Source organism: Pedobacter soli (assembly GCF_900101435.1).
Classification (GTDB): Bacteria; Bacteroidota; Bacteroidia; order Sphingobacteriales; family Sphingobacteriaceae; genus Pedobacter; species Pedobacter soli.
In genome coordinates, this window is the sequence record NZ_FMZH01000007.1 from 163,190 (window position 1) to 188,824 (window position 25,635).

General features: G+C 38.6%; 20 protein-coding genes. 11 read left to right on the forward strand and 9 right to left on the reverse strand.

Annotated features, from left to right (window positions below; translation table 11 throughout):
* Window positions 1–202: 202 nt before the first annotated feature.
* The 4 genes from BLR37_RS16225 to BLR37_RS16240 form a co-directional block, all read right to left on the reverse strand.
* On the reverse strand, window positions 203–2,134 hold the full coding sequence (locus tag BLR37_RS16225) for a TlpA family protein disulfide reductase (RefSeq protein ID WP_090770339.1): 1,932 nt from the start codon (window positions 2,132–2,134) through the stop codon (window positions 203–205).
* Between the two features lie 483 nt (window positions 2,135–2,617).
* Window positions 2,618–2,875 (reverse strand): DUF6922 domain-containing protein, encoded by a 258-nt coding sequence (locus tag BLR37_RS25595; RefSeq protein ID WP_244154679.1) that lies wholly within the window; start codon window positions 2,873–2,875, stop codon window positions 2,618–2,620.
* 419 nt (window positions 2,876–3,294) lie between these two features.
* Window positions 3,295–3,891: a GIN domain-containing protein gene (locus BLR37_RS16235; RefSeq protein ID WP_090770342.1), complete on the reverse strand. Its 597-nt coding sequence runs from the start codon at window positions 3,889–3,891 to the stop codon at window positions 3,295–3,297.
* 335 nt (window positions 3,892–4,226) lie between these two features.
* Window positions 4,227–4,796, reverse strand: coding sequence for a dihydrofolate reductase family protein (locus tag BLR37_RS16240; RefSeq protein ID WP_090770344.1), 570 nt, complete (start codon window positions 4,794–4,796; stop codon window positions 4,227–4,229).
* 713 nt (window positions 4,797–5,509) lie between these two features.
* Between BLR37_RS16240 and BLR37_RS16245 the strand changes: the two genes are divergently transcribed.
* The 7 genes from BLR37_RS16245 to BLR37_RS16275 all read left to right on the forward strand — a co-directional run bounded on the left by BLR37_RS16245 (window position 5,510) and on the right by BLR37_RS16275 (window position 12,239).
* Complete coding sequence (locus BLR37_RS16245) at window positions 5,510–5,827, forward strand: hypothetical protein (RefSeq protein WP_143009591.1); 318 nt, start codon at window positions 5,510–5,512, stop codon at window positions 5,825–5,827.
* Between the two features lie 134 nt (window positions 5,828–5,961).
* Window positions 5,962–8,349, forward strand: a complete 2,388-nt coding sequence (locus BLR37_RS16250; protein ID WP_244154680.1) for a TonB-dependent receptor — start codon at window positions 5,962–5,964, stop codon at window positions 8,347–8,349.
* Between the two features lie 10 nt (window positions 8,350–8,359).
* A complete protein-coding gene (locus BLR37_RS16255) occupies window positions 8,360–8,830 on the forward strand; it encodes a DUF4625 domain-containing protein (protein WP_090770348.1) in 471 nt (156 codons plus the stop codon).
* 32 nt (window positions 8,831–8,862) lie between these two features.
* Complete coding sequence (locus BLR37_RS16260) at window positions 8,863–10,101, forward strand: hypothetical protein (protein ID WP_090770349.1); 1,239 nt, start codon at window positions 8,863–8,865, stop codon at window positions 10,099–10,101.
* 20 nt (window positions 10,102–10,121) lie between these two features.
* Entirely contained in the window at window positions 10,122–11,039 is a 918-nt protein-coding gene (locus tag BLR37_RS16265; protein WP_090770351.1) for a DUF4625 domain-containing protein, read from the forward strand.
* Window positions 11,040–11,415: 376 nt separating this feature from the next.
* Window positions 11,416–11,640 carry a hypothetical protein gene (locus tag BLR37_RS16270; RefSeq protein WP_090770353.1) on the forward strand — a complete coding sequence of 75 codons (225 nt, stop codon included), beginning with the start codon at window positions 11,416–11,418 and terminating at the stop codon, window positions 11,638–11,640.
* 254 nt (window positions 11,641–11,894) lie between these two features.
* Window positions 11,895–12,239, forward strand: coding sequence for a hypothetical protein (locus BLR37_RS16275; protein WP_143009592.1), 345 nt, complete (start codon window positions 11,895–11,897; stop codon window positions 12,237–12,239).
* Window positions 12,240–12,462: 223 nt separating this feature from the next.
* Here the strand turns inward: BLR37_RS16275 and BLR37_RS16280 are convergent, their stop codons facing one another.
* Window positions 12,463–12,825, reverse strand: a complete 363-nt coding sequence (locus tag BLR37_RS16280; protein WP_090770358.1) for a response regulator transcription factor — start codon at window positions 12,823–12,825, stop codon at window positions 12,463–12,465.
* A 486-nt stretch (window positions 12,826–13,311) separates the two neighbouring features.
* Here BLR37_RS16280 and BLR37_RS16285 point away from each other — a divergent pair, with 486 nt between their 5' ends.
* Entirely contained in the window at window positions 13,312–13,674 is a 363-nt protein-coding gene (locus tag BLR37_RS16285) for a response regulator (RefSeq protein WP_090770361.1), read from the forward strand.
* 162 nt (window positions 13,675–13,836) lie between these two features.
* On the opposite strand, the gene BLR37_RS16290 is transcribed toward BLR37_RS16285, so the two are convergent.
* Complete coding sequence (locus BLR37_RS16290) at window positions 13,837–14,352, reverse strand: RNA polymerase sigma factor (RefSeq protein ID WP_090770364.1); 516 nt, start codon at window positions 14,350–14,352, stop codon at window positions 13,837–13,839.
* A gap of 474 nt (window positions 14,353–14,826) precedes the next feature.
* On the opposite strand from BLR37_RS16290, the gene BLR37_RS16295 reads away from it, so the two are divergent.
* Together BLR37_RS16295 and BLR37_RS16305 are read left to right on the forward strand one after the other, a co-directional pair.
* Window positions 14,827–18,495, forward strand: coding sequence for a hypothetical protein (locus BLR37_RS16295; RefSeq protein WP_143009593.1), 3,669 nt, complete (start codon window positions 14,827–14,829; stop codon window positions 18,493–18,495).
* A 995-nt stretch (window positions 18,496–19,490) separates the two neighbouring features.
* Entirely contained in the window at window positions 19,491–20,369 is an 879-nt protein-coding gene (locus tag BLR37_RS16305) for a hypothetical protein (protein ID WP_143009594.1), read from the forward strand.
* 686 nt (window positions 20,370–21,055) lie between these two features.
* Here the strand turns inward: BLR37_RS16305 and BLR37_RS16310 are convergent.
* From BLR37_RS16310 to BLR37_RS16320, 3 genes are all read right to left on the reverse strand, one after another.
* Window positions 21,056–22,135, reverse strand: coding sequence for a sensor histidine kinase (locus BLR37_RS16310; RefSeq protein ID WP_090770372.1), 1,080 nt, complete (start codon window positions 22,133–22,135; stop codon window positions 21,056–21,058).
* Window positions 22,136–22,378: 243 nt separating this feature from the next.
* Window positions 22,379–23,110: a LytR/AlgR family response regulator transcription factor gene (locus BLR37_RS16315; RefSeq protein WP_090770373.1), complete on the reverse strand. Its 732-nt coding sequence runs from the start codon at window positions 23,108–23,110 to the stop codon at window positions 22,379–22,381.
* A gap of 58 nt (window positions 23,111–23,168) precedes the next feature.
* Window positions 23,169–23,555, reverse strand: a complete 387-nt coding sequence (locus tag BLR37_RS16320) for a helix-turn-helix domain-containing protein (protein ID WP_090770374.1) — start codon at window positions 23,553–23,555, stop codon at window positions 23,169–23,171.
* Between the two features lie 623 nt (window positions 23,556–24,178).
* Between BLR37_RS16320 and BLR37_RS16325 the strand changes: the two genes are divergently transcribed.
* Window positions 24,179–25,633, forward strand: coding sequence for a TlpA family protein disulfide reductase (locus BLR37_RS16325; RefSeq protein WP_090770376.1), 1,455 nt, complete (start codon window positions 24,179–24,181; stop codon window positions 25,631–25,633).
* Window positions 25,634–25,635: the final 2 nt, after the last annotated feature.

Sequence of the window (25,635 nt, forward strand, 5' to 3'; positions counted from 1 at the left end):
ATCTTGATAAACCAATTGGATTGAGCCCGTTTCTCCAATTTATAAATGTAATATAATGAGTTGTAAAATAGCAGATTATTGAATATTCATTTCTGGTGAAATGGGGGCAGTGCTTTCTGGTTTTTCCACTACCAGACGCTAACCATTTTTATGACAATGGGCGGTGACCAAATATCTGAAAGAGCTCAAAAAAGGGAAAGTGCTATTTCCAATAAGAATCGGTAAACTTTCCAGGGAAGTATTTGTTAAGTTCATTTTTCAGGTTATATGAGGAAAAATTATCGTCTTGTATTTTTCCCTCACCGTTCACCAAAATGTAACGAGGTATGCCATTAAATTTGAAGAGCTCTCTTAATGCTAGATATTCATCAGCCTTAATTCTGTATGTATTAATCATTGCGTTTTTTGAAATATAATCATCATAAAAGGCAGATTCGGTACTTTCTGCATCTGTTACGAATACAAAATCAAAATCTGGGTTACCCTTGTATTTCTTTCTTAGTTCCAAGCTTTCCTCTATTCCGCTACGGCAAGGCCCACACCACTGCGCCCAAAAATCAACAATCAGTATTTTTCCTTTTAGTGGATTGATAATTTTTCTAAAAACCTCGGCCGCTACGTTATTTGGTAGTTCATAGGCTACATTGCCTTTTTTATACTTATTATACATTCGGTTCATTTCGCTAACTGCAAAAGGTTCTTTTATGCTTTGCGACAAATAAGTAGTCTCCCCAATAAAATCTTTACTTTTGTATTGACTAAACTTGAAGTTGGAAATTAAAGAACGAATTTTTGCGATATCAAAAACTAAATTGGATTTCTTGTTTTTAGCTAAATATGCAGAATCTAGTTTCAAGTAGCCATTACTGCTATTATAAATTAATCGCCTTTCGTATAGCGGTGAGAATTCAAAACGATTTATGAACGTAGAAAACTGACTGGAAATTAAAAGTGACTTATCGTTTAAATCGATTCTATCTAGGAAATCGAAGTAATTGCCTGGCATTGGTAATTTTAGAATTTCATTTTCAGGTTTTTCCTTCTTATAATAACCCCGCGAGTTCTCATAGTCAAAAAGATAGTTGGCATAAGCTAAATCTACTTGATTCACTATCATTCTTTTGATGTTTTCAGGTATGCGTTTCTTTGAAATAATACTATCTACGGCCTTCCTTGCTTTTTCCCAATGTTGAACCTGAAGGTCTTTAAATTCTTCAGGTTTTTGTTTCTCTCGATATTCAGCTAATTTACCATAGTCGGGTAAAGTAACTTTGATCGAATTTAGGGTTTCATTAACTGATTTATTTACACCTAAGTACTGTAGATTTTCAAAGCCATAGCGCCTATCACGATATTTATCTGCCAATAAAAATTCGTCCCAATCTAAGATTATGCCTGTTACAGTTCCTGGTTTGGCATAAAAGTCAATAACTTGATTGTTAAAAAATATGCTGGATGAAATTGCGTGAGTAGCCAACATGCTACACTCAAACCTTCCATCTTCATAAATTCTTACAGTTGTAGGGAAATCTTCCCGCGTGAGGTGGTTTTGATGATAAATAATGCCACTGGAAAATCCAGCTCTTTTATCATATCCTTTGATGTAGCCAACAATTTTAACCGAATCCGACACAAAAAAAATGTTCTGATCAATTTTTCGCCTTTTGTCAGTAATTTGCAAATTCAGCCAATTCGATACGTTTTCTGGTATGGAAGTTGGTTTATTTGTTTTAGCTTCTTTTTGCAGAGAAATACCGTATATCGAAGTCTTTCCCTCATCACCATAGTTCAGGTGCTTTACGTTCTTGTCCAGCTTAGGGAATATTAACCTAACTGAGGTGTCACCGGATTTCGGCGTCCAAAGTTTTGTATTAAACTTAGCACCTTCGATAACTTTTACAATATATTTCTCTCCTGTATCAGCATTTTCTAAATATGCTTCGTTGCTGAACATAGTCCACCAGTTTGGTAAAAAGCTAATCTTGATATCAACTATAGTTGATGTATCTTTAACTGTTATTTTATCAATGTGGTAAATACCTGTATTGGTAAATTCGATATAGGGCTTGTTAATAGTTTGTGATTTTGCTGCAGAAAAAGCAAAAAGTAAAAAAAGAGAGGTAATGTATTTCATGAAATTGAGCTAATTTAAATGTGAATCTTTTACACGATTTTGGTTAGTTTAATGTTTTGCCATTATTTTGTTTTTTGAGCGAAAAAACAATAATTTCCTTTCGTATTAATAAGGATCAATGTTGTTTATAAATTTATCGATCTGTCTTTAAAGAAAAAAGACAATAGGATGAATGCCAAAAGTGGAGTGATGCATATGCCAAGAACAATAGAACCACCAAAACCAAACCAAGTATCCTTACCATACCGACCAAGCGCATATAAGATGCCCAATATTAATAGCAGTAGTAATATTTCGATTATTCCCATGTATAAATAATTCATTTTGCCAACTAGTTTACAATTGGTAGGAATTGAAGTTATGAATAATATTTAAGATATTTTTTAGAAGTGTTATTTATATTCTCTAACAAGGTGAGAAGAACAAGAGCGATGAAGTTGTAGTCTAAAGTCTTATTATCAATATTAAAATAATGTAACATCCTTATTGAATTTTGCTTTGAATCAAAATAGGCAAACTATTGTTCGAAACACTATAGCTCCCGGTAACCTCCTTGATTTTATCTTTACCATAGAAATCCATCATAAGCTGCTTTTCCTGATCACTGCCGCGTTCAAAAACCCGCTTGATAATCGAATAATATTGGGTTCGCCAATTCAGCTTCTCAATATCCGTATCCCCAAAAAGACCTTTACGCAAACGCGTCAAATCAGGTCTGTCCAAACTCGCTTCTTTTCTCAATTCCTGAAAAATGTTATAATGTACTTACAATAAATACATTGTGCCCGCCTCAAAGCCCAAAGCCTTATCTATCTTCAGTGAGATTTCAGTAGTCAACGCCCTTTTACCCTTAGTAATCGCTGTAATTGTCTGTGGATATTCAGGCAACGCAAGCGCAAAAGGCCCCTTTTTCAATTTCCTTTCTTCAGCTCCCTGTCTAATATTAAACCTGGATGAATGCCCTTATATTTTTCTAATGTTGCCTCCATATAAACATAATAAAATAAACAATAATGTTTATTTTATTATGTTTATATATTTTTGTGATAACAGAAAGAGCCAACTTCATTTAAATATGCAATAAAAATGCCCCCAATAAGTGTCTAACTTTTTGGAGGCATTCTACATACCGCTTTCTTTGTTGTTAAATCTTCGGGTGCTTATTTAGCCAAAGCTGCGGTTCTTACAGCAACTTCTGGTGTGTTCATTTCTGTTTTGACAGCTGCAAAACGATCTAAATTTAATTTTGGAGTGCTTCCCATTACCAGGCTGTGATTTTCGGTTGTTCCGCTTAATTTTAAATCTGCACGATCTGAGATTACAGTGTAAAGGCTTTCAGTTTTCGAATCGATTTTGGCTGTTGCATTTCCGCTTAAGAATACCTGAAGGTTGGTTACATTTAATTTGCCATCAGTTTTTACTACTGCATCATCAGATGCCATTACACGGTAAATGCTTTTTACATAAACCGTAACTTTAGCTACCTCGTTATCTGCCGAAGTAATTTTTAGTGCGCTACCATCCTGAATTACTTTTACTTTTCCGCTATTGTCGTCAGCGTAGCTAATACCTTCTTTACCGTTCTGGATCAGGGTAACTTCTACATTTCCGCTTACCACTACTTTATCGAAGTTTTTAGGAGCAGAGATTTTAACAGGTTGTTTTTCGGTAGCCATTAAAGTTGTAGAAAAGATTGAAGTGCTTAAAACAACAGCTGCCATTAATGATTTTGCTAGGGTTGAGAATGAAGTTTTCATAATATCTTGTTTTATAGTTTTAAATAATAATTTGTGAATGTTTTAATAATAAGACGTCGACTTGCAGCAAACGTTTCACAGGTTTTGGCCGTATTATACCAACGGCTGTAACTTCTCGACGAACGCCCTTTTAAATCGGGCGAAAAATGACTCGTCTTTTCAGAAAATATGCTTATTTGATAAAATTGCAGACAGGATACCTCCTCAACTTCAGAAGATGTAAATAAGTTATTGCCTGTTGAGCGAAGGAAAGGTGGAAAACAAGAGTATGAAAACGCTAAAAGGCATATCCTGCAGTTAAACCCTGACCAGATATGCCCTATATAAGTGAGGTTTTATTTTTTTAGCGGTCCGGTGTGTTTATAGGTATTAATAAGTAAACCCGTAGGTGTAGCTTTTGAATCAACGAAAACCAGTTCGCGGGCATCAATAGTATCTGCCAGTAAACGTTTTCCATGACCGAGTAGAACGGGGTAGGTAATGAGGATCACCTCATCAGCAAGGCCCTGGTCAAGCAGTAATGAAGTAAGCGTAGAGCTGCCTACCACAATCAGGTCTGGCCCTTCTGTCGATTTGAGTTTACCAATGGCATTGATCACATCCTCACTAAGACCTTCCACCGGCCCCCACTGCAGGCTATCGGGCCTGTGGGTTACAATGAATTTGGTTGCGGCATTTATTGCGTTTGCCATGGGGAAATTTCCGGCATTTGGCCAGAAATTGCTAAAGATATCGTAAGTGGTACGGGCAAGTAGCAAATCAAAATCTGCTCCATAAGCTTCTAAAAGCATTGCTGCCCCTTCAGGGCTACGGTATGCTGTGGTCCAGGCGCCATAGGTATAGTCTCCGTCGTGTTCTATTACACCATCAAGCGAAATATGTTCGAAAATCCTGATCTTTCTCATGCTATTTAAATTAGGTTAAATTTTATTCAAATTTAATCAGTATTAAAGAGCGCCCGTGAGGTGGGATTGCGACAATATTACGGTGTTTTATATACTAAAGTTATGCTATAAATTGCTGCTTAGCTTTATCGCTTTGCGGAGTCGTTGATTTTGGATCTATTTCATAAAACTCTCCCTGAAATTACAAGATTGGGTAATCTTAAATGAATAACGAAAACAACTTTCAAGCATATTCCATTAATTATCACTAGCTTTAGAAAAGGGGCGGCAAGCTTCTCCGAGTTCTGTCAGGTGTTTTATAATCTCCTGCATTAGAGGAATTTTGAAAGCAAATCGATTAGCATGTTCACATACTAATACTTCAAAAACAGAGGTTTGTCAGATCTTTAATCAAGTTTAAAATTGCAATGAGTACTTACAAGAAATTATTGTCAATAACCTTGGACATGTTGATTTTCCAGAAAATTTAATGTTTTGCATCTTCGCTTGCCATATTTCAAAGCGAGGGAAACTTGATCAAATATTCATTCATTATTCATTTTAAAGATCTTTTGATGGCTTTTCCTGAACATTCAAATATTCAATTGATATTTGAATAAGAAAGTTAACTCAGGGAGAATCTTTGTAAGATAATCGAAGTTTAGTTTGCATAATCAAATTTATTAATGCAATTTTGTTGCAATTTGAAAGGGGAAGCTACATATCTTCAATATATGAAACGTGTTTTAGCGGTTTGGCTAATGATACTTTTTGTGGTCACCTCGTTTTTCCAGATTTTTCACCACCATCATCAGGATTTACCCACGCATAGAAACAACAACCAAACATCCGTAAAGAAATGGGTTAAAAGTTGTGAAGTGTGTAACTATCTAGCGCATCATCATGCGGAAGCAATTTTAACCGCTTATCATTTAGAATTAGCAGCACAGATAAAACCTAGTGCTCCATTTGCAGGCAGGTATTATATTGGTTGCTATAAGTTTACGCTACAGGGTTTTACCAACAAAGGTCCTCCGGCCATCATTTCCTGAAACCTGGTTTCTTTTGCTTAGCGACGTCCAATCCAGGCGGTTTTTTCCTATTCCTGAATTCTTAACCGGTTAACCGAATTCATTTCGGTTGGCTTAATCATTCGCGTTGGCGTATCAATTTTTCTATGAAGAAAATGATGATGCTATTATTTAGCACATGCTTTTGTCTTGGCTCATTTGCCCAAACCTACCTGGTAAATGGCCTCGTTACTGATGGTTCTCATCATCCACTTGCAGGGATAACCGTAAAATTAAGCAAGACTAATGTCTATGCATTGAGCGATTCCTTGGGCAAATTTTATTTTCAGCTTGCCGATGGATCGTACCTAATACAGGTAAATGCAATGGGTTTTCATCCCCTTACCAGCAAAATTGTGGTTGATGGGAAAGCTGTTCAAATGGTTTTAAAACTACAATCACATATCCGTGTGTTGAAGGAAGTAACCATCAAAAGTACAGCGAATGAAGAGCGGATGAGGGAGGAATCGTTAAATATAGAAATCATAAAAGCCGATTTCATTCAACGCAATTTGGGCGGAAGCTTAATGAATACTCTGCAACGCTTACCAGGGATCAAAACCATTGGCATAGGTTCCGGGCAATCTAAGCCTTTGATACGTGGCTTAGGTTTTAACCGGGTGGTGGTAGTGGATAAAGGAATAAAACACGAAGGGCAGCAATGGGGAGCCGATCACGGGTTAGAAATTGACCAGTTTGCCACCGAAGAAGTTGAACTTATAAAAGGCCCTGCCTCTTTTGCTTACGGTGCCGATGCCATTGGCGGTGCCATCAATATCAAAGCGCCGGTTATGCCTGCGCCCAATAGTTTTGGGGGTGATGTAAACTTAATTGGCAAAAGCAACAATGGTTTGTTTGGTACCTCGGTAAGGCTATTCCAAAGAAAGGAAAGGCTCTTTTTCGACGGCCGGTTTACCTATCAGAATTATGGCGATTACCGGGTACCTACAGATATTTTATATGTGTATGATTTTGCAGTTGGGCTGCACAAAAACTACCTGAGGAATACCGCAGGCGGGGAAAGCGGTATCCATTTCAATGCCGGGTATGTGACTGAAAAATTTAAAACCATATTTTATCTGAGCAATACATACAGCAAAAGCGGATTTTTCGCCAATGCCCATGGTTTAGAACCAAGAAGAGTTGATACAGAATTACATGATGCCAGTGCCCGCGATATCATGATGCCCTCGCAACAAGTAAACCATTTTAAATTGATTAACAGAAGTACTTTGGTAACAGGCAATCATCACCTGGAACTGGAATTAGGTTATCAGCGTAATTTCCGCCAGGAGTACAATCACTATGTTAATCATGGTTACATGCCGGCAGTTTATCCCGCTACGATGAATATTCCAATTGATCTGGAAAGGGAATTTGATAAGCAGGTTTACTCGCTCATGGCAAAAAATCAGGTCAAGCTGGGGAAACACCATTTGCAAGTAGGCCTGAACGGTGAAATACAAGACAATTTGATTAATGGCTGGAGTTTTTTAGTACCTGCTTTTCAGCAAAAAAGTTTGGGCTTGTATGCTTACGATAAGTTCAAAGTAAACGATAAACTGCTGCTGCATGGAGCGCTAAGGTATGACCTAGCACAACTGAATTTGTTTAGTTATACCGATTGGTTCTTTTCTGAAACGGCCAGCGGTTCTCAGGAAAAATTGTTGAGGGCAGCTAACCTGAGCCGAAACTTCAACAGTCTGGTTTGGTCGGTTGGGATGAACTACAATGCCGGTTTGTTTGAATTAAAAGCAAATGTTGGGAAGAGTTTTCGTATACCAATTGCAAAAGAATTGGGTGCAAATGGTGTAAACTACCATTATTTCAGTTATGAAAAAGGGAATCCAAAGTTAGATCCGGAGCAATCTTACCAGGCAGATTTTTCAGTTGCATTTAAAACAGAAAAATGGCAGGCCAGGTTAAGTCCTTTCTTCAATTATTTCCCGAATTACATTTACTTAAACCCAACATCGGCACACGATTATTTCTATGGTGCAGGTAATCAGGTTTTCGAATATGCAGAAAGCGAAGTGATGCGCTACGGTGGCGAAGCGCAGGTGAAATATCAGTTCGGTAAACAGTGGGGCTCTGAAGTATTGGTAGAATACTTATATGCCAGGCAATTGTCGGGAGATAAAAAAGGATATACTTTACCCTTTTCCCCACCTGCTTCGGCATTATTTAATCTAACCTATTCGCCGCAAAAGTTTTTGGGTAATGCAGATACCTACTTCTCGTTAGATTACCGCATTACTTCGGCGCAAAATAACATTGTGCCGCCAGAACGAAAAACGGCAGGTTATAATCTGTTTAATTTCCAGGCAGGTATGAGACTTCACATTGGACAATATCCGCTTAGCATCAGCGCGCAGGTACAAAATGTGTTCAATACCAGATACCTCAATCACACCAGTTTTTACCGTTTAATTAGCTTGCCCGAGCAAGGCAGAAATGTAGTACTGTCTGTAAAAATACCTTTCAATTTCAAACATCATCCATAATTAAAACCCCATGAAAAAACAACAATTTCCATTGCTCGTTTTAGGTCTTCTCCTTTGCTTCTCGGCTTGTAAAAAAGAGAACGAAGCAATCGATACCGAATATCCGGTAATTGACGTAAGCGCAGCAGCTTTTCCCCAGCAGTGCTCGGTAATTAAACGAGGCGAAAAATTCGTTTTCAAAGCAAAGCTGAGCGATAATGCCGAACTCGGTTCAGTAAGTATCGATATACACCACAATTTCGATCATCACAACCACAGTACAGAAGTGAATGAATGCAATTTAGGTGCGGTAAAGCAACCTGTAAAGCCATTCTTGTTGATCAAGGATTTTCCGCTGTCAGCAGGTCAGAAAACACACGAAATAGCACAGGAAGTGACTGTGCCAGCTGATGTGGATGCAGGCGATTATCATTTCCTGATTCGCCTTACGGATAAAGCCGGATGGCAAACGCTTAAGGGATTAAGTATCAAAATCAATTAACAAATCATCAATTTATTTTAAAACACAAAAAAATGAACACTAAAAACAAACTTAAAGCTGCTGCATTATTTATATTATTTACGGTTGGTTTTGCCGCTTGTAAAAAAGATACCGATACACCAACACCGGAACCTGTTGTTACCGCAAAAGAGCAAAAATTTGTACGGGTGTTAGTGAGCGATGAAACATCGACCACCTTAACTCAAATAGATCCCTTTGCAGCTAAAATATCCACTTTTACAGCTAAATATCCATTAGCCAATATTTATGGAACAGCATCTGGCCGCTATGCTGCTGTGTTATATGGCGCGCAAAACCTGGTAGAGGTTTTTGATAGCGGTTTGCAATCTCACGACGATCATGTGGATGTTGATGGTATCGCCAAATGGGCTGCTATTACTGCCAATGGTATTAAGCCCACCCATTTTAAAAGTAAGGGAAATGAGTCTCTAATTTTTAACGATGGAGACGGTACACTGAGCGTGGGTAGCGATGCGGATTTCAATACGGCAAATGCCAAATTTAAAGTTGTAAATGCAGGCTTATTGCCACACCATGGTGCTATGGCGCAATTTACCAATGGCAACTACGCCATTACTGCTACCAATACCGCAGGGGCATCTCCAACTAAGGTAATTGTTACCGATAAAAACGGAACATTGGTGCATGCAGCTACACAAAATGTTGGCAATATACATGGCAATGCAAGTGATGGGCAAAATGCCGTATTTGGTGCTTTTACCACGCCTGCAGCAACTTCCGGTGGCGTTTTGGTAGTAGAGCAAAATGGTACACAACGCGTTATCCCTAATCCCGATGGTTTTGGTGCATTTCGCCTGGCAACAATCTTGTATGCAGAAAGTGCCAAAAAATTTATTGGATATGTAGCCACAAAAGGTGCTTACCTGATTGATCTTACAGCCAATCGCATTAGCCCAATTTACGCCGGAGCAGATGCCTTTCAATGCAAGGTAGATTATGCAGGTAAAAACTTATTGGTTTTAACGCTTGATGGCAAACTGAGAATTTACGATTTAGCTTCTGGCAGCTTGAAAAAAGAAGGCGCAGCAATAACTGCGGTTGTAGCTACCGATACGTATAAGCCAGTTTTAGAAGCTACTGCAAGGTATGCCTACGTAGCCGTTCCGGGAGCAGGTGAAGTGCAACAAATAGACTTAACCGATTTTACCAAAGTAATCAGACACAAAGTATCTGCCAGACCAGTGAGGCTAACCTTATTTGGTTTTGAAAGTAGCGCCGGACATAACTAAGAAACCCAAATACAATTAAAATGAAAAATTCAATCAGTAAATCATTTACATTGTTACTGCTGCTGGTAGTTTTTGCAACAAGCTGTAAAAAAGATACAGCGCCAACTATTGCTTCGCCAACAGCTACCAATGTGGAAATAGGGACAGCAAATAACAAGCAGGCTATAAGGGGAAGAGATTTCCATTTGAATGCAGATGTTATAGCTGGCGACAAAATAAAGGGGATAGAAGTTAAGATCTTGCAAAAAGCCGGACAAACTTATACCGCAACATGGAAACTTGAAATGGCCTGGGAGCAGTACAATGGTGCAAAAAACACCAATGTACACAAGCATTTTACCATCCCGGCAGATGCACCAGAAGGGAAATATGATTTCTCTTTCATTGTGTTGGATGAAAACGGAACCAAGCTGGAAATCAAGGAAGATTTTATCATCATTGATGCAGCAAATATGCCCGTTGATCCTAAAATCGGACGAGATATATTCTCGCGAAACGGCACCATGATTTACTACATGGACACCTTTGTAGAGCAAGAGCTTATTTTTAAAAAAGGCGACGAATTTACAGCTCACGCTCAGGTAAGTGAGATAAAGGGTGACGGAGTTTTGTATACCGTTCTCATCAAAAGAAAAGCAAATTATTTTCCAGAATCGGTAGACAAGCTTGACCTGAACAAAGCCATCGTAATTTCTAAAGTCGAACACAAAGGACTTCCGAACGCGTCAAAAGTATCTACGCTAAAACAGGTAAATGGAGTTTATGGCGGCGAAACCATTACAATAGGTGCAGAAAAAGATGGCAATGAACCAGTGGCAAATCCGATCAGCGGCGAAAAAGCCTGGGAATCCGGAAAATATAGTCTGGTGATTCTTTACAAAAACAGTACTTACAACATCAGTACCTACAAATCAATTCCGATTACGCTAGCTTATTAAATGAAAAAGAAAAGTAATCTATTTAGTATTTCGATCAGATTAATGCTGATCATTACCTTTATTTTGGGGATGCTATTTGGAGCTGTCTTAGCCTTGCACCTGAATTAGTACATAACAACGAAACCGCCTCATAAATCAATCATGGGGCGGTTTATTATTTCAATCGATTTACATCTCAATGCTCAAGCAGGTAAAAGTATAAAGACCCTTTGGTTAGGGTGTCTACTTCCTGATTATCAATCACTTTCAGATTACCCCAGCTGCCTAGCGTATATCATTTGAGTAATATTAGCAATAATAGTTTATGATTAATACTTAGCTATACTATCTAGCTAAAACAATTTGCAATTAAACCTGGTTCTGTTGACAAATATTTATGGAAAAACTGATTGCCATTTTAAAACAGCAACTCGAAGGACATCGTGTGAGTGATATTGTGAAGGTGGGGGATAGCGAGTTGAGGGTAGTTGTAGACACTAGAGAAGACTTTATAAAAATCAGAAGAATGGCCGAACTCACCCATGATGATAGCGAGGTTAAGATTAAAGGCATCACAATCCAGTTTGTAGATATACATGGATTGTTATATCAATTCCCTTGAGCAGACACTAAAAAAACAATATTATTAGAACGACTTAAAAATCCGACCTTCCAGTTAACATTTCTCAGTTGTGAGGAGCGCTGTTTTGCTGAACAAAAAAATGGCAAAAATGAAAATGGTCATTTATTGCAGCAAGCGCTATTTAAGGAGTAAACATGATGCAAGCAAACTTCAGATCACTTAGACAAAACATGAGACCAAATCTACTTTTTCAAAACCATTCTCATACATCGCAGTTATTTAAAAAAAAGCCTATGGAAAATACAACACTCGCGCTAGAATATTTTAAACTCAAAGAGAAAGCACTATTGCAAAGAGAATACATAGATTACACGATGCTCGAGCATGAAAAACAGCTTAAAGAAGAAACAACTGCCGAGGGTAAAGCCCAGTTAGAGGCTTACCAGAAAGAAAAAGAATTAGCCGAAGAGCAGTTTAACGAAACTATCTCCAGAATGCAACCCTTGGTAAAAGATCTTTATTCAATACTGGATAAGGTCAAGGCGGACCGTGACAATCCTTTTCTTTTCGAAGGTGACCAGCTACAGCTCGAGTTTTATATAGATGGACATAAGAACATCCACTATCGTAAAAGATAGTATTCTTATTGCCCATCTTGATTTAAGTTATCTGTTTTAAACAACATAATGGTTTTTAAAAAGCAATCTGCAGTGAAAGATTTTGGGTATTATATAAACTCACCCTCAACATTATAAGTAAATGACATTACAATTCAATAACTACTACAAGGGCAAAAATAACATGCCTGTTAATTGCCAGTTGATAAAACAAATTTCTAGCCATCGCAATATATATTAAGAATTATCCCATCATTTGCGCGACTCTGGCAAGCAAGTCGTCAACATCGAAAGGCTTGTGGATAAACCCGTCTGCGCCGCTTTCATGCGCTAAGACATCCCCATTAGCCTCTGCGGATAAGAGCAAAAAAGGTGTTGAATTCCCAGGATACTTGGATTTAAATAACCGACATAGCGTATCTCCATTATATCTGGAGCCCATTAATCTGATATCTACCAATAACAGATCAACCTCGAGACTATTAATATAAGATAGTTTCGGAGCAATGTTGCAAATTGTCGTCCTGTAGTGAACCAAATCAAAAATCAGGCTATATAATTCACTAAGCTCCTTATCATCTTCAATGATGAGAATATGTTTTTCCATTGTTATCGATTTTGAATGACGCCAAATACGGTCACAGCGATCGGCTAACGATGGCAATAAAAGTATCTTAATTAGTAAACGAAAAGAAGTTATAAATGTTTGAATAAAATGATTATCGTTTCGATTCGACGATAGAAGGGGGGATATGACTTGTGAAACAAGTGATAAAATACCCAAACTGCAAGCAATCTAGCCTTCTGCCAATTAAAATACGCTACAATGCTTATAAGACAATAATATGGAAAAACGCAATTTGTTGAATTTCAATTTTTAGCTTAGTGATGCAGGTTATGATTGGAATTGTTCGTAGATCAACAACATCGAAATAATAAGGTTTATGGGATCCTGGTACAACAGATTTGAGAGAAAAAGTTTCACAAAAAATAAGGTATCATATTGTAATGCCTTAAAAAAGTGATATGTTAAGGTACTGAACTACTAATGATGTAATTGTCATTGCTTAAAAATCTTATTTTAAATTAAAATATGAAAAGGAAAATCTTAGTGGTAGACGATGACCTACTTTTGCTAGGCTCTTTGGGATTATTGCTTTCAGAGGAGGGGTACATCGTTGACCTTATTGATAAATCAGCTTTGGTTAGGGATTCGATAGATGTCTTCAAACCAGATTTAATTATCATGGATATTTTATTGGATGATGGAGACGGAAGGGAAATTTGTGACAGTATCAAAAACTCAAACCTTACGACAGAAATACCAATAATTTTATTAACCGCCCTTTCTCATCAGAAAATCAGTGAATTTGACTGTCAGGCTGATGCCATCATAGGAAAGCCATATAATGCTCACATCCTTCTCCAGACAGCTGCTGATCTGCTCAAACAATGAACAATCATAAAGCATGGATGAAATGAGAAAACTCATATTTCAAAAATAGGTTAGGACAGTTAAGTCTGAGAAAACTAATTTTAGGAAAAAATCACGCTGCTAAACTTCGCATTAGCGGACCTATATAACAACAACAGCTTCAAATTTGAAGCTGTTGACATATTAGTTGATCCTCGATTTATAAATCTCAAGTCGTTTTTTAAGCAGCTCCCTTGCCGCATGAATTCTGGTTTTCAACGTGCCGATAGGAATTCGAAGTTCCTGGGCAATCTCTTCGTATTTATAACCCTCAACGTAACGCGTAAAAGGAATAGCATAGGCCTGAGGTAAGGCATCCAAAGCCTTTTTGATATCTCCCAGCACGAAACCACCTACAGCTGCATTGCTGGTAGAACTTTTCATTAAATTTGCGGATGAGATTTCATCATCCTGAGTGATGAGCGCGTGTTTTTTGGCCGTCTTGTGGTAAGTGTTAAGGAAAGTGTTTTTTAGGATCACAAATAACCAGGCTTTCAAATTTGTTCCTGCCTGAAACTTTTCAAAATGCCTTAATGCCTTCACCATGGTATCTTGAACGAGGTCATCTGCATCTTCTAAATCCTTTGTGAATTTCAGTGCATAGCTTTTTAAAGCAGTTGAATGATTAAAAATTTCCAGATTAAATTGATTGGCATTCATATTCTTTCATTTTAGGTACTTACACTCAAGCAAGAACAATACCAATTCTTCGCAAATAATTACGCGTATTTTTACTTTATTTTATCGAAAATAATTGGCTATAATAACTCAAGGCTTAAAAAGCAATGAAAACAAGAAGATCAGTATTGGCAAAGTATAAAAAAGATATCTTGGCAATCAACAGGTAGTCTATTAATATTTAAGAAATTGCAACACTTTCAAGAATTAAAGAAGGTATTGCTTCCATCGATATAGATGTAGAAAAGGTTTACAATGCAGGTGATGCTACGGTAGGAACAAAAACCGCTTTTTTTGTCTGCTGTATCTCCCTACGGGAGGATGACGCTGTAACCGCTCATGCGCTCTTGATTAAAGTTTTGTTTATGGGATTACTGCTCCCCTTTTCCTTTTTTCCCTTCTTTTTGCCGATAGCTCAACTCTTCAGCTCAAATTTTATATCTTTAACCTCGCCAAATGCAGCGCTATAATGTTTCCCGCAAAAGCTTAGTGCAGGAACATTGCCTAGCATTAAGCATACAAATTAAACTCTTCACAATGCTCACTCAATCAGCTAAGATTAATATCAGCGAAAATCTCCCGATCAGAGAAAATGTAGTTCATGACACCCGTATCGTTTCAACCTTCCATCTGGATCTCACGCAGCGTTTCCTTGATGAGGATAATGCCCATCACCTGACTGTCTATGCAGACCAAATCTTTCTGAAAGGTGACCTGTATTTCCCCGCAAAAAATATTTCACTTTATGCTCGTGTGCTCACCCTTGAGGGTGACTATACCATCTCTACGCAGGTCAGCGAAAGTGACCTGGGTAAAAAATCTTTCCCATGGAGCTCACCCAACCTGGAGGCGGTACCCGTTTTTTTCGGGGAGGTCTTTAGCCAGGAAAAGAAAAAGGCCGCCGACCTGCGCTCAGAGATGGTACCCTGGCTTGGCCGGATAGGTGATGAGCTGTCTTCGATCAAAAATGATATAGACTGGCTCAATCAGACCTTGAAGCTACCTGATATGTACAAGGCAGCTGCAGGAAGATTAACTAAGTTGCACCCGCAATTAGCGCAATTGATTGAAAGCATTAAAGATTTTCAGGGAAAACCCTATCCCAAGTTGACTGCTGATGAACAGGACCAGATCCAAAAGCTCAACCGCGAAATCATAGATACGCTCCACCCTCTGGAGACCACGCAGCGCATTTACGCCTGGTTTGATTACAGCGAACAGGAAGGTGCATTGAAGGGAGAAGGTGACCAGGGCCTAAATAAACAAGACGGGGGAAATGGAAAACCGGGATATGACGGATCCAATGGCAGCGACGGGATAAACGGCGGTGATATCAGTATTCTTGTAGGAGCTGTTGAATTTGATGGTTTCAGGCTTACATTGGATGCAGGCGGCACACGGGGTGGCCGGGGACAAAATGGCGGGCAGGGCGGCTATGGCGGCAAGGCCGGCGAATGGAGAAAGGTTATTAGTACTTATCTTCATGGCGGTAAAACCGATGTTATTATTGATGGGCACAGGACATTCGACGTTGGAAAACGCCGCGACCAGCTGATCAAGGATGCATTATACAAAGCAGGCCGTGGCGGCGATGGAGGAAATGCAGGTAAATCAGGGAACGGCGGCGCTGGGGGGAAGATAACATTTAACTGTAGCAGCATTTATGAAGCAGAAAATATCTCCACAATAGTCTCTGGTGGGGCAGCCGGAGAGAACGCATCTGGTGGGGCAGGGGGCGATGGCGGTACGCCTCCTGATATCACGATCGAGGTAATGGACGGGGACGCGTCTATTTTTGCAATTTTAGTTAATGACGATTTCAGTAAGGAAAAGGTTTATGGCGACCGGGGGCCAAGCGGAAACAAGGGTAGGGAAAACATCAGGGCAGTTCCGGGGAACCAGGGTAACGTTATTTTAGAACGTGTGGACCGCGATCCTTTTCTGTTCGGTTTTGGAGATGGGGCAGGCTTATCTGATCATCGGACAATTACCTACCATGCCCTCAAAGCCTATTACCTCAAGGGTGGGGCTTACATGGAACAGTTGACAGGATTGATTGACTGGCTGTTGTATACCATTCCGGATTTTTCCCTTATTTCAGCGCTTAAGGATCTAGACCGCGTGCCGAAGACCCAGGTGAAAGAGTATATTGTTATGGCAGCCCTGCGGACCAATGTGGAAGTCTTGCAGGGATATATCAATGCGGGTTTGGATTTTTACGGGCATAGCTGGAATTACGTACCGGTATTTTCTTTTGAACATTATAATTCCAGGATCAGGGATATGCTGAGCACCGGTAGATTGGTCGAAGAAGAACATCTCAAATGGAAAGGTGAAAAACTGCAGCAGAAAAATGTAGCCGAAAAGGTGAACAAAACGATTATCAAGATCAACTCTGGCACCAATAAAATAGACAACGGCTTTTCTCAGATTATCAGTGATCGCAGGGAAATTGAAGATCAGCTCGAGCGCTACCGGCTTCAGATGGACCGTGAAGGGAGTGTGATATGGGCAAAGCAGCGGTCATTTATGGAGGCGGTAGATGCCAAGCTAAAACTCGCATTCGGGATAGGCTGTCTTAATCTGATTGCTCAGGTAGTGCTCATCAGTACAGGTAACGCAGCCTACGGAAAGTATCTCAAATATGGCGGTACTGCAATAGATAAACTGAAGGATGTGATGGGAGCCGATAAGGCTTATACCGACCCCATAAAGCTTTCATTTGAAAATTCTTCAAAGGCATTGGAGGCACTCGATAAGTACAAACAGGATAAAAAGGAAGTTAAGGCAAAGATCATAGAGGACGGCGACCGGCAACAGATACAGCTGGAAATCAATAAAAAAATAGAAATCCCGGAGCCAGGGAGCTTTAAAGAGCTATATGGAAAGGGAGCGGATGTTGTCCAGCATGTGCTTCCTGTGCTGGGCACGGCGAAAGAGCTTTGGGACATTGGTAAAAAGATGGGTGAAGCGCAGGAAAAGTTTGGCTTTGATGCGATCAAAATTGCAATGGACAATCAATCATATGAGCAGATGATCGATCAATTTGCCCAGTATGCCAACGCGGAGGCAAAGGCGTTCAAAAAGGCGATCGGCAGTTATATGGAGCTTGTGAAAAATAGGAACGAGCTATTGCTGAATTACCGCGCCCTTCAGGTGAAAAGCGCCGAACTGTATGCAAAAAACGCACTTTTGAATGCCCAGCTTTCCCTGTGCAGAGAACGCCTGGCGCAGGTTGAGGATCCCACTGTAGAAAGCATGGACCAATTCTGGTCGATCATGTATGATTTTATGCGTGACCGTATTTTGGACAGGATATATGATGAATATAAAACATACCGCTTCTATTCGGTGACGGACCAGCCGTTTTCGCAGACGGCCGTCAATAATATCCTGCGGGGGCAGGACGAAAAAAAGCCCTCCCGTGATATTGCCGGCGAAATAGAGCTGAATCCCAATATCTCCTCGCTGAGCATATTACAGGATGCGGTTGCTGAAAAAATGTTTGCCGAAGAGGAAAAACAATTCGGTAGCTGGAAAATGTTCAAAAATGATGCAGGTAGGGTGTCATTTCAGCGGGAGGAGCATGAAGAAAGTTTTGCTACTTTACAGCAGACCGGTACAGCAGCTTTCTATATTTCCCCGGATTTACCGGTGTTTACAAAACTTGCCTACCTTTCGATAGACTCGGTAGAAGCATTTCTGATCCGTAAGCCCGGACTGAAAGAGGCGACTGCAACGAAAGTCAGTTTACTGCTGTATCATGAGGGATTCGTGTCAGTCAAGAACAATAACGGTCAGATACTGAACTATGCCCATGGTAAACCCAATCCTTTTTCATATGAGTACCGAAGTCTTTACCCACATTTAAAGGATCAGAAAGCGAAATTTAATACCGCCGACAGAAAGCTTACCGACAGGCCCGGTGATGAAAAATTTTACGAGGTTTCGGGCAATCAAACCGTAACCAACAATAAGTACATACGTATTAATCCCTGTACATGGTGGACCGTAGCGATCGATCCCGAAAATACAACCGGCCTTGATATGGACGATGTCGCCGAGCTGGTCTTCCAGTTCAGCGGAAGGGGGATTGTGATCAATCCCGCGAAAAAGAATACATGAGGTGAGGTGCTGGAGGCGGTCTTTTAAAATTTAAGGTTAGACAGATAGACGCCTCGAATATCTTGTGGCAGAAAAAATAGCGACTGGCCAGGGTGTCCGGAAATAGGAACGCCCTTTTTACTAAGAACGATTCATAGAAATTCCGATACAAAGGTTTTGTTTACAGTATAATAGAGATTTCTAAGTGGGCAACTTGTATTGGCGCAGAGGGGTCTTTTTGCTTTGGCGAACCTTATAAAATTAACTCGGCAAAGAGGGGCTTTTTAAAGCTGCGAAGAGAGGTCAATTTGAAGTGGTTTATATGTTATCCTATTCAACCTTAGTTTTGTGAGACATTTATTCTATTTGCCGTAATTATTGCAATTAAACTTACAGCTGGAAAAAAATATTAAGTAAGGGATGGATACTTTCGTTTACTGCTGCAAAAATTTATAGGCAAACGCTCGGAATATCAAAAAGCGGCCATTTTGGTGATATTTTTGTTTATTGCCCCCCAGTTTCCTACACTTTGAGCTAAATGTTTTAAAGCGGTTGAGACTGACATTTGTTTTCATGATGAATTCAGTTTTTGCAACATATAATGGTAAATGTTGAATTGGTACCGATCAGACTTTGTATCCTAAATTTCTTAATTGGTTTATTAGGACCTGTTTGTGCATTTGATGTCTGGAACCGACGGTTGCGAAGCAACCTTTTAATAAGTGTGAGCGCAACATGAACAAATAAGTGAGTTAGCATGACCAGGAATGCATATGGGTTTATCTAGATCATAATTTACCCATTTCGGTAATTTATGGTACAATTTATCACAGACTGCTTTCCTGCAGAAATAAATGACTGTAATAAATGCCAAAAGTGCAGCACGCGATTGGGTCAACACCAAGAAAAATACAATTACAACAATCAAACCATAAGTATAGATCGGCTTTCACCGGTGCAGAAAAAATAAAGCACAGGGTGAAAGCACTACAATAAACCCTGATAACAACCCAGAATTGTCTAGTGTACCGGTAAGCAGAAGTGCGATAGTAACCGATCCGTTACTGTTTGAAGTGCCGTTTTTAACAGATTTGACATTGGTTGGTTCCAATGAAGTTAATTTTCTTTCAGTTATTTGGAAAATACTATCTTGCAGTACAAAAAATACACCCATATCTAACCATATCATGTACGCTCCCAAAATCACACTCCTGCTTTTTTTTCTTTTCACTAAAGGGATTATTTTAAAGAATGATCCGATTACTATTTCTACATTAATTGAACGTACCGGAGATGCCTACGCCAAAACAGTAAGGTATCTTGATTCAGGAAAGGTGGTTTCTACCTTTAAAAATGCCGGCATTTCTCCAACCAGTACAGCAATTTATTTTCGAACAGCGTATTCGGATGCCGGACCTTTCAATTTTGAATATTATAAACTAGGGCAGTCAAACTCCCTGTATATTATCAACCGGGATAAGAAGAGAATGGTGCAAAGCTGGTGGGGCATTAATAATAAAACAAGGACATATCTTACTTTGGATGAAGCCTTGGCTGCTGCACAAGGGGTTTCAACATTAGCCTCAACTATGATCCCTAAATTCCTGTTTGTAAAAGACGGTGCGCTTGGGTTAAATATTTTTAATGACATGAGGGACCATCTCCTGCTTCAGCCAGAGATGATCAATAAAACTTTATGTTATAAGCTTAGCGGCAGCTATAAGACTGGAACGGCCATCATTTGGATTGGTCAAAATGATTTTCTCATCCGCAAAATAGATATCGATCAGACTATAAAGAATATAGAATTTCACACCGAATATTTTTTTACGCCTTACAACTCATCGGATAATGCTGAATTTCAGTTCAGACCAAACAGAACAATTAAGCTTTAGATTTAAGGTGTTCTAGCCTGGTAATTTGCTATTAGACAATGGGTTTATAAACTTCCCTCCGTTTAATTATAACACCAAAATCGAAAACAGGGCTAAGGGTGCAGCTGATGGGAAATAGATTCATTTGTTTAGCCAAGAGACTGCTATTGGGTTGGGCGTTCTTCACTTTTATCTTCACGGAAGATGGTCCTTAAAGATGGGGGCCTTGGATTGTTTTTCATTCTGATGGTATGCTCTGGATAGTGGGTATTGAGTGCATCGAACAACCTGTGTTAAGGGCTTGCCCTATCTTCAATGAAGCGGGCATACTTTCCTTTTACAATTTCCATGATCTTGGTCGGGCCAGAATATTGTTCACTGCCACGGACATATTTTTCGGATAATATGCATATACATATCCTGACAAATCCGGTAAAGTGTGCCGTCGTGAATTTACTTGTCGTTTTACAGTTTGTTTTACTTGATTAATAGTCAACCCAAAAAGACATAACCTTTAATCAAAATAAAGTTTCGATATTATAAATGAGTAATCATAATTGAAACTTTAATTTTACTATTAGCTTTTAACTTCGTTATGACCAAACCAATAAGAATAAAATAAAGGTAATGATCATCAAAATCATTCCAATAGCATACAGTATTGAACTTAAAATTAGCGGATAGATGCGACATAACCAAACAGAACTTTATCTTTTTAGAGTAAACTCTACGTTGAAGTAATTTTTCTCGTCAGCCCCAAACGTCAATGAGTATGAATTGCCATAGGCAAGTTCCATTCTTTTTACAATGTTATCCATACCTGTATTAAAGCCAGATCGGTTTAATTTAGTATTTATTAAATTTTTTGTGGTTACAGAAAATATTTTTTCTGTCAATTTAATCTCCAGTATTCCTGGGTGATCCTTCTCGAGGAGTTTTCCGTGTTTAAACATGTTTTCTACGAGGGTAATAATAACAAGTGGAATGAACTTGAACTCCCTAACACCTCCGATAAGATTTGTCTGAAAGAATAGCTTATTATCTTTCCGTACATTATTAAGCTTAATTAGGTTTTCAATTTGGTCTATTTCCTCACCAAGTTTTGGATACTGATTGTTTGATTCCCTCGTATCCAAGCTAAATCTCATCAGTTCTGAGAGTCTCATCACAGCATCACCAGCGGATTCATTGTGTTTTCGGATGCTATCATAGAGAAAACTTAATGTATTGAAAAGTAGGTGAGGGTTGATCTGAGCTCTCAAATAATCATATTTTGCTGTTCTAAGTTCATTTTCCTTGTTTTTTGATCTAATTTCCTCTAGTAATTTTTGTCTTTCTGCTTCTTCTCTTGCGGTTCTCTCTGCTTTGTATGTGATAAAAAGGTAATAGAAACAAGAGAGCCCAATAAAGAAAAGACCTCTCCAAAGTGATTGGAAAAAACTACGATAATTCTTAAGCACAGTTGGTATATCGAAAGATTTAACAGCGTCGCTTAAAGAATAATTCAGAAAGGAGCGGCAAACAATATATACTGCTACCTGGATTAACATTAACATAATCAATCTACTAACAGCGTATTTTTTTTTCCTAAAACTTAGCATTAGCACTAGGTGGGCATTGGTATAGAATAACACGATGTTCAAGATATAGTGCAGCACATAATTCAGAGGTTTTCCAAATGCCCCTGCTGCGAGTCCCACTAGAGTTATCTCAAAAAAAATGAAAAGTGACCATCCGATAAGATGGATTTTTTGTGTTTTTATCCATTCGGAAATTTTCTTTGTCATGCTAAAATTTGTATTGGTTTAAACTCATTTATTACAGGTAATAACTTTTCTGAAGTTTTTTTCATTAGCTTCAAAATAAAAACATGAAACACTCTCCAAAAAAAACGATTAAAAAAACAGCATTTGTTTTTAAATCCCTGAAAAATCGTGGCGACTTATCAACTGATCCGACCAACTCTAGTATCACTATTATTGCAACAGAAACTTTCGTCGCTCTAAAAAACTAGAAGAAAAACACTAAGCCTACCGGTTGGATCTTAATGTTTTTCTTTCCAAGAATTCATTAAATCCATCTTTATAACTATTCCCCATTGGAATAACGTAGGAGCGTAATTTCAGAGTATTACCAACGACCTTATCCACTTTTTCAGCATTCACGAAAAAAGAGCGGTGAACTCGGTAAAATAGCGTTCCCGAAAAATCTAATTCTACCTCCTTCATGGTCAAATAGACCAAATAATCCTTCTCTTCAGTTACAATTTTGATATAGTTTTTTTCGCTTTCAAAAAACAATATTTTTGATTTTTTTATCTTTAGCCTTTGCCCTCTATCTCCAACACTTACGAAGAAAAATTTTTTGCTTGATTGTTTAGATTTTTCTAGTTTTTTGGTTTCTGACTCTAGGACATCCCAAACTGTTTGAATGAATTTGGGTTTTGATATGGGTTTAACCAAATAGCGTGATGCATCCACTTCAAATGCCTCGATAGCATATTTTGTAAAGGCCGTTGTGAAAACAATAAACCTAGCTCGGTTTAACAGCTTTTTTGCAAGCTCTATCCCTGTAATATCGGGCATATCGATATCAAGAAATATAAAATCGATTTTGTCTTTAAGGCTAATTCCAGATAAAGCAATTAGTGGATCCATATAGGATCTAACCAAAAGGAGATTTGGGTTTGATTCGATATAATCGGATAAGATTGATACTGAGTGTTTTTCATCGTCAATCACGACGCAACGTAGTTGTTCCATATGTCAAAGTTTAAATTGTTCAGCCAATAAGGCCACTCAATTCACCTGCATATTCAAATTAACTTTTCAGATCTTCCCTCGGCTCTATTTTGATCACTTCAGTGATTTTCTTTCTAGACACTGAACCATCTTTGTTAATTTTATTTGTCCTTTTTAGCGTCAACTTCACCATATCATACTTTGGTTGTTCAACAGGTAGAATTTCTTGAATTGTGCAATTGAGAGCGCTTGCTAATAAATGGATGTGCCTAATACTGTATTTTGCTCTTTCAGTGAAAAGCTCCACTTTACCTACAAAACCTTCAGATAAACCCATTTTTTGTGTTAATGAAACTTGCGATAAACCCACCTCAATCCGTTTACGCTTTATATTAACAATTAATAGGTAATCCAATTGAGAAATTTCAATAATAACAATCTCTGAGTTGGAATTTAGGCTTTGCATTATACTCGCAAGGAACAATAAAATGAAAATTTTATCACAGGTGCATGTGGAAGTGTTGAATATTATGTTTATCTTAGCTTAATAAAATTTATTGTCGGTTAATAGCCATTAACTGCAAGATTTGATTTTTTAGTACCTAAAAACCTTGTGACAAAAAGTAGGACGTTTGAACACAAGAGGTAGGTGAAAACTCAAATCCTGTGCTATCTTTGCATAGCATAAGGACTTGGGTCGCCTGCTATTCTGTGTTCGCCCGCCGTAAGGCGGTGGTGGTCCTACACCTTTGTCTCAGAAAAGCTAAGGGCGGCCCTTTTTATTTTCCTCAAGGTTTTTTGGTTTAAACCAGAAAACGTGAAAAACCAATTTGAAATCTTATTTCTTTACAAGGACTGTTTCGTTGAGAGACTAAGAAACATTTGTTTCCTATTTTTTCAATCAAAACTTGCTTTTGTTATTGGTCTGGCGTTTATAATTCTAATTAGTCTGGTAATCTGTTCTCCTGAATAGATTCCAGACTAAGGCAGGTCATTCTATTGGTTAATGATAAAATAGGTTCTTTAATAATGCACCTGCCTTAGTCTATTTCATTCAATTTTCTCATCAACTAACTTAATCAACCAACAATGAAAAAAACGATATTTCATATCGATAGGGCTTTGCCATGCCTTTTTTTTAATAGAAAAAATAGATTGTCATGGCCTGCTGAAATATATATATGCGAGCCATTTCGCCAGAGAAGCCTTATAACTTTACTATATATCTGTCTGAATATTTTCTGTGCATCTGCACAGGGAATGACAGAGACTTCGAGAGAAGTTCTGAAAATAGGAGATAAGGTTCCGGAATCATTCTGGAATACTAAAAGACAATTTCTTATTGAAGGGAAATCAACAGATAAAAGTCTTGAGCATCTGCGGGGCAAATTAATTGTTATTGATTTCTGGGCAACCTGGTGTGCGCCCTGCGTGGCAATGATGCCCTCAATGGAGAACCTTCAAAAACAGTTCTCCGATGAAATTCAGATCCTTCCGGTAACAGCTCAACTTGCTGACATAGTAAACGGTTTCTTACCACTACAGGAGGCTAAAACCGGAGTTAAATTTAATCTTCCCAAAATTGTATCAGATAGATCCTTAGCAGCCTTATTTCCACACAATGTGATACCGCACTTAGTTTGGATAGACAAACAAGGGATATTAAGGGCAACTACTGGTTTTGAGGAAGCAACTTCGGCAAAGATCAAGCAGATGATTACAGGTGACCTAAAGGATTTAAGAACAAAAACGGATGTATTTCTTGCTTTTGACAAAGAAAAACCACTTTTTATGAACGAAAATGGTGGTGACGGCCGTCAGATGATTTTTCATAGCGTGCTTTCGGCTTATGTGCCTGGCATTCACCCTGGGTTTAATAGAAATCAGGATTCCCTATCAGGATTTAAAATTTTAGTACGTAATAACTCAGCTCCTAAAATACTTGCCTATGCCTTTGGTGAAGGCAAAAGGGAATTCAATCGAAAAAATACAGTTTATAACATTTCTGACAGCAGTGTTTTTAGTCGCCCAAAAAATGAGGATGTATATGAATGGATGCGGAAGCATACTTATTGCTATGAGCTTGTAGTTCCTCCCCATCTTTCGATCAAAGCTTATGACATCATGAAATCTGAGCTTAAGACGCTTTTTCCCAATTATAACTGCCGGATTGAGAAACGTAAACTTAACTGTCTGGTATTGCTAAGAACTAAGAAGGTGGATATGAAATCCATAGGGGGAGAAGCTATTGCCGGTTTTAACCCCTTCGGATTCAAGATCCAAAATGCCAATCTATCGATCCTTGCGCTACAGTTGGACATGGTCTACATGCAGGATGCCCCGCTGGTATTGGATAAAACAGGAATTGATTACAACGTGGATATTGAAGTTAAATCCTCGCTAAAGGATAGGGATGAACTTAATAGGAACCTTGAGAAATATGGATTGCGGTTGGAGGAGAAAAAGGTATTTACTCAAGTACTTGTAATCTCAGAGCAAGAAGGTAGGCAAAATGAAATGGAGAAGTATAGGCGGACCAATTAAAA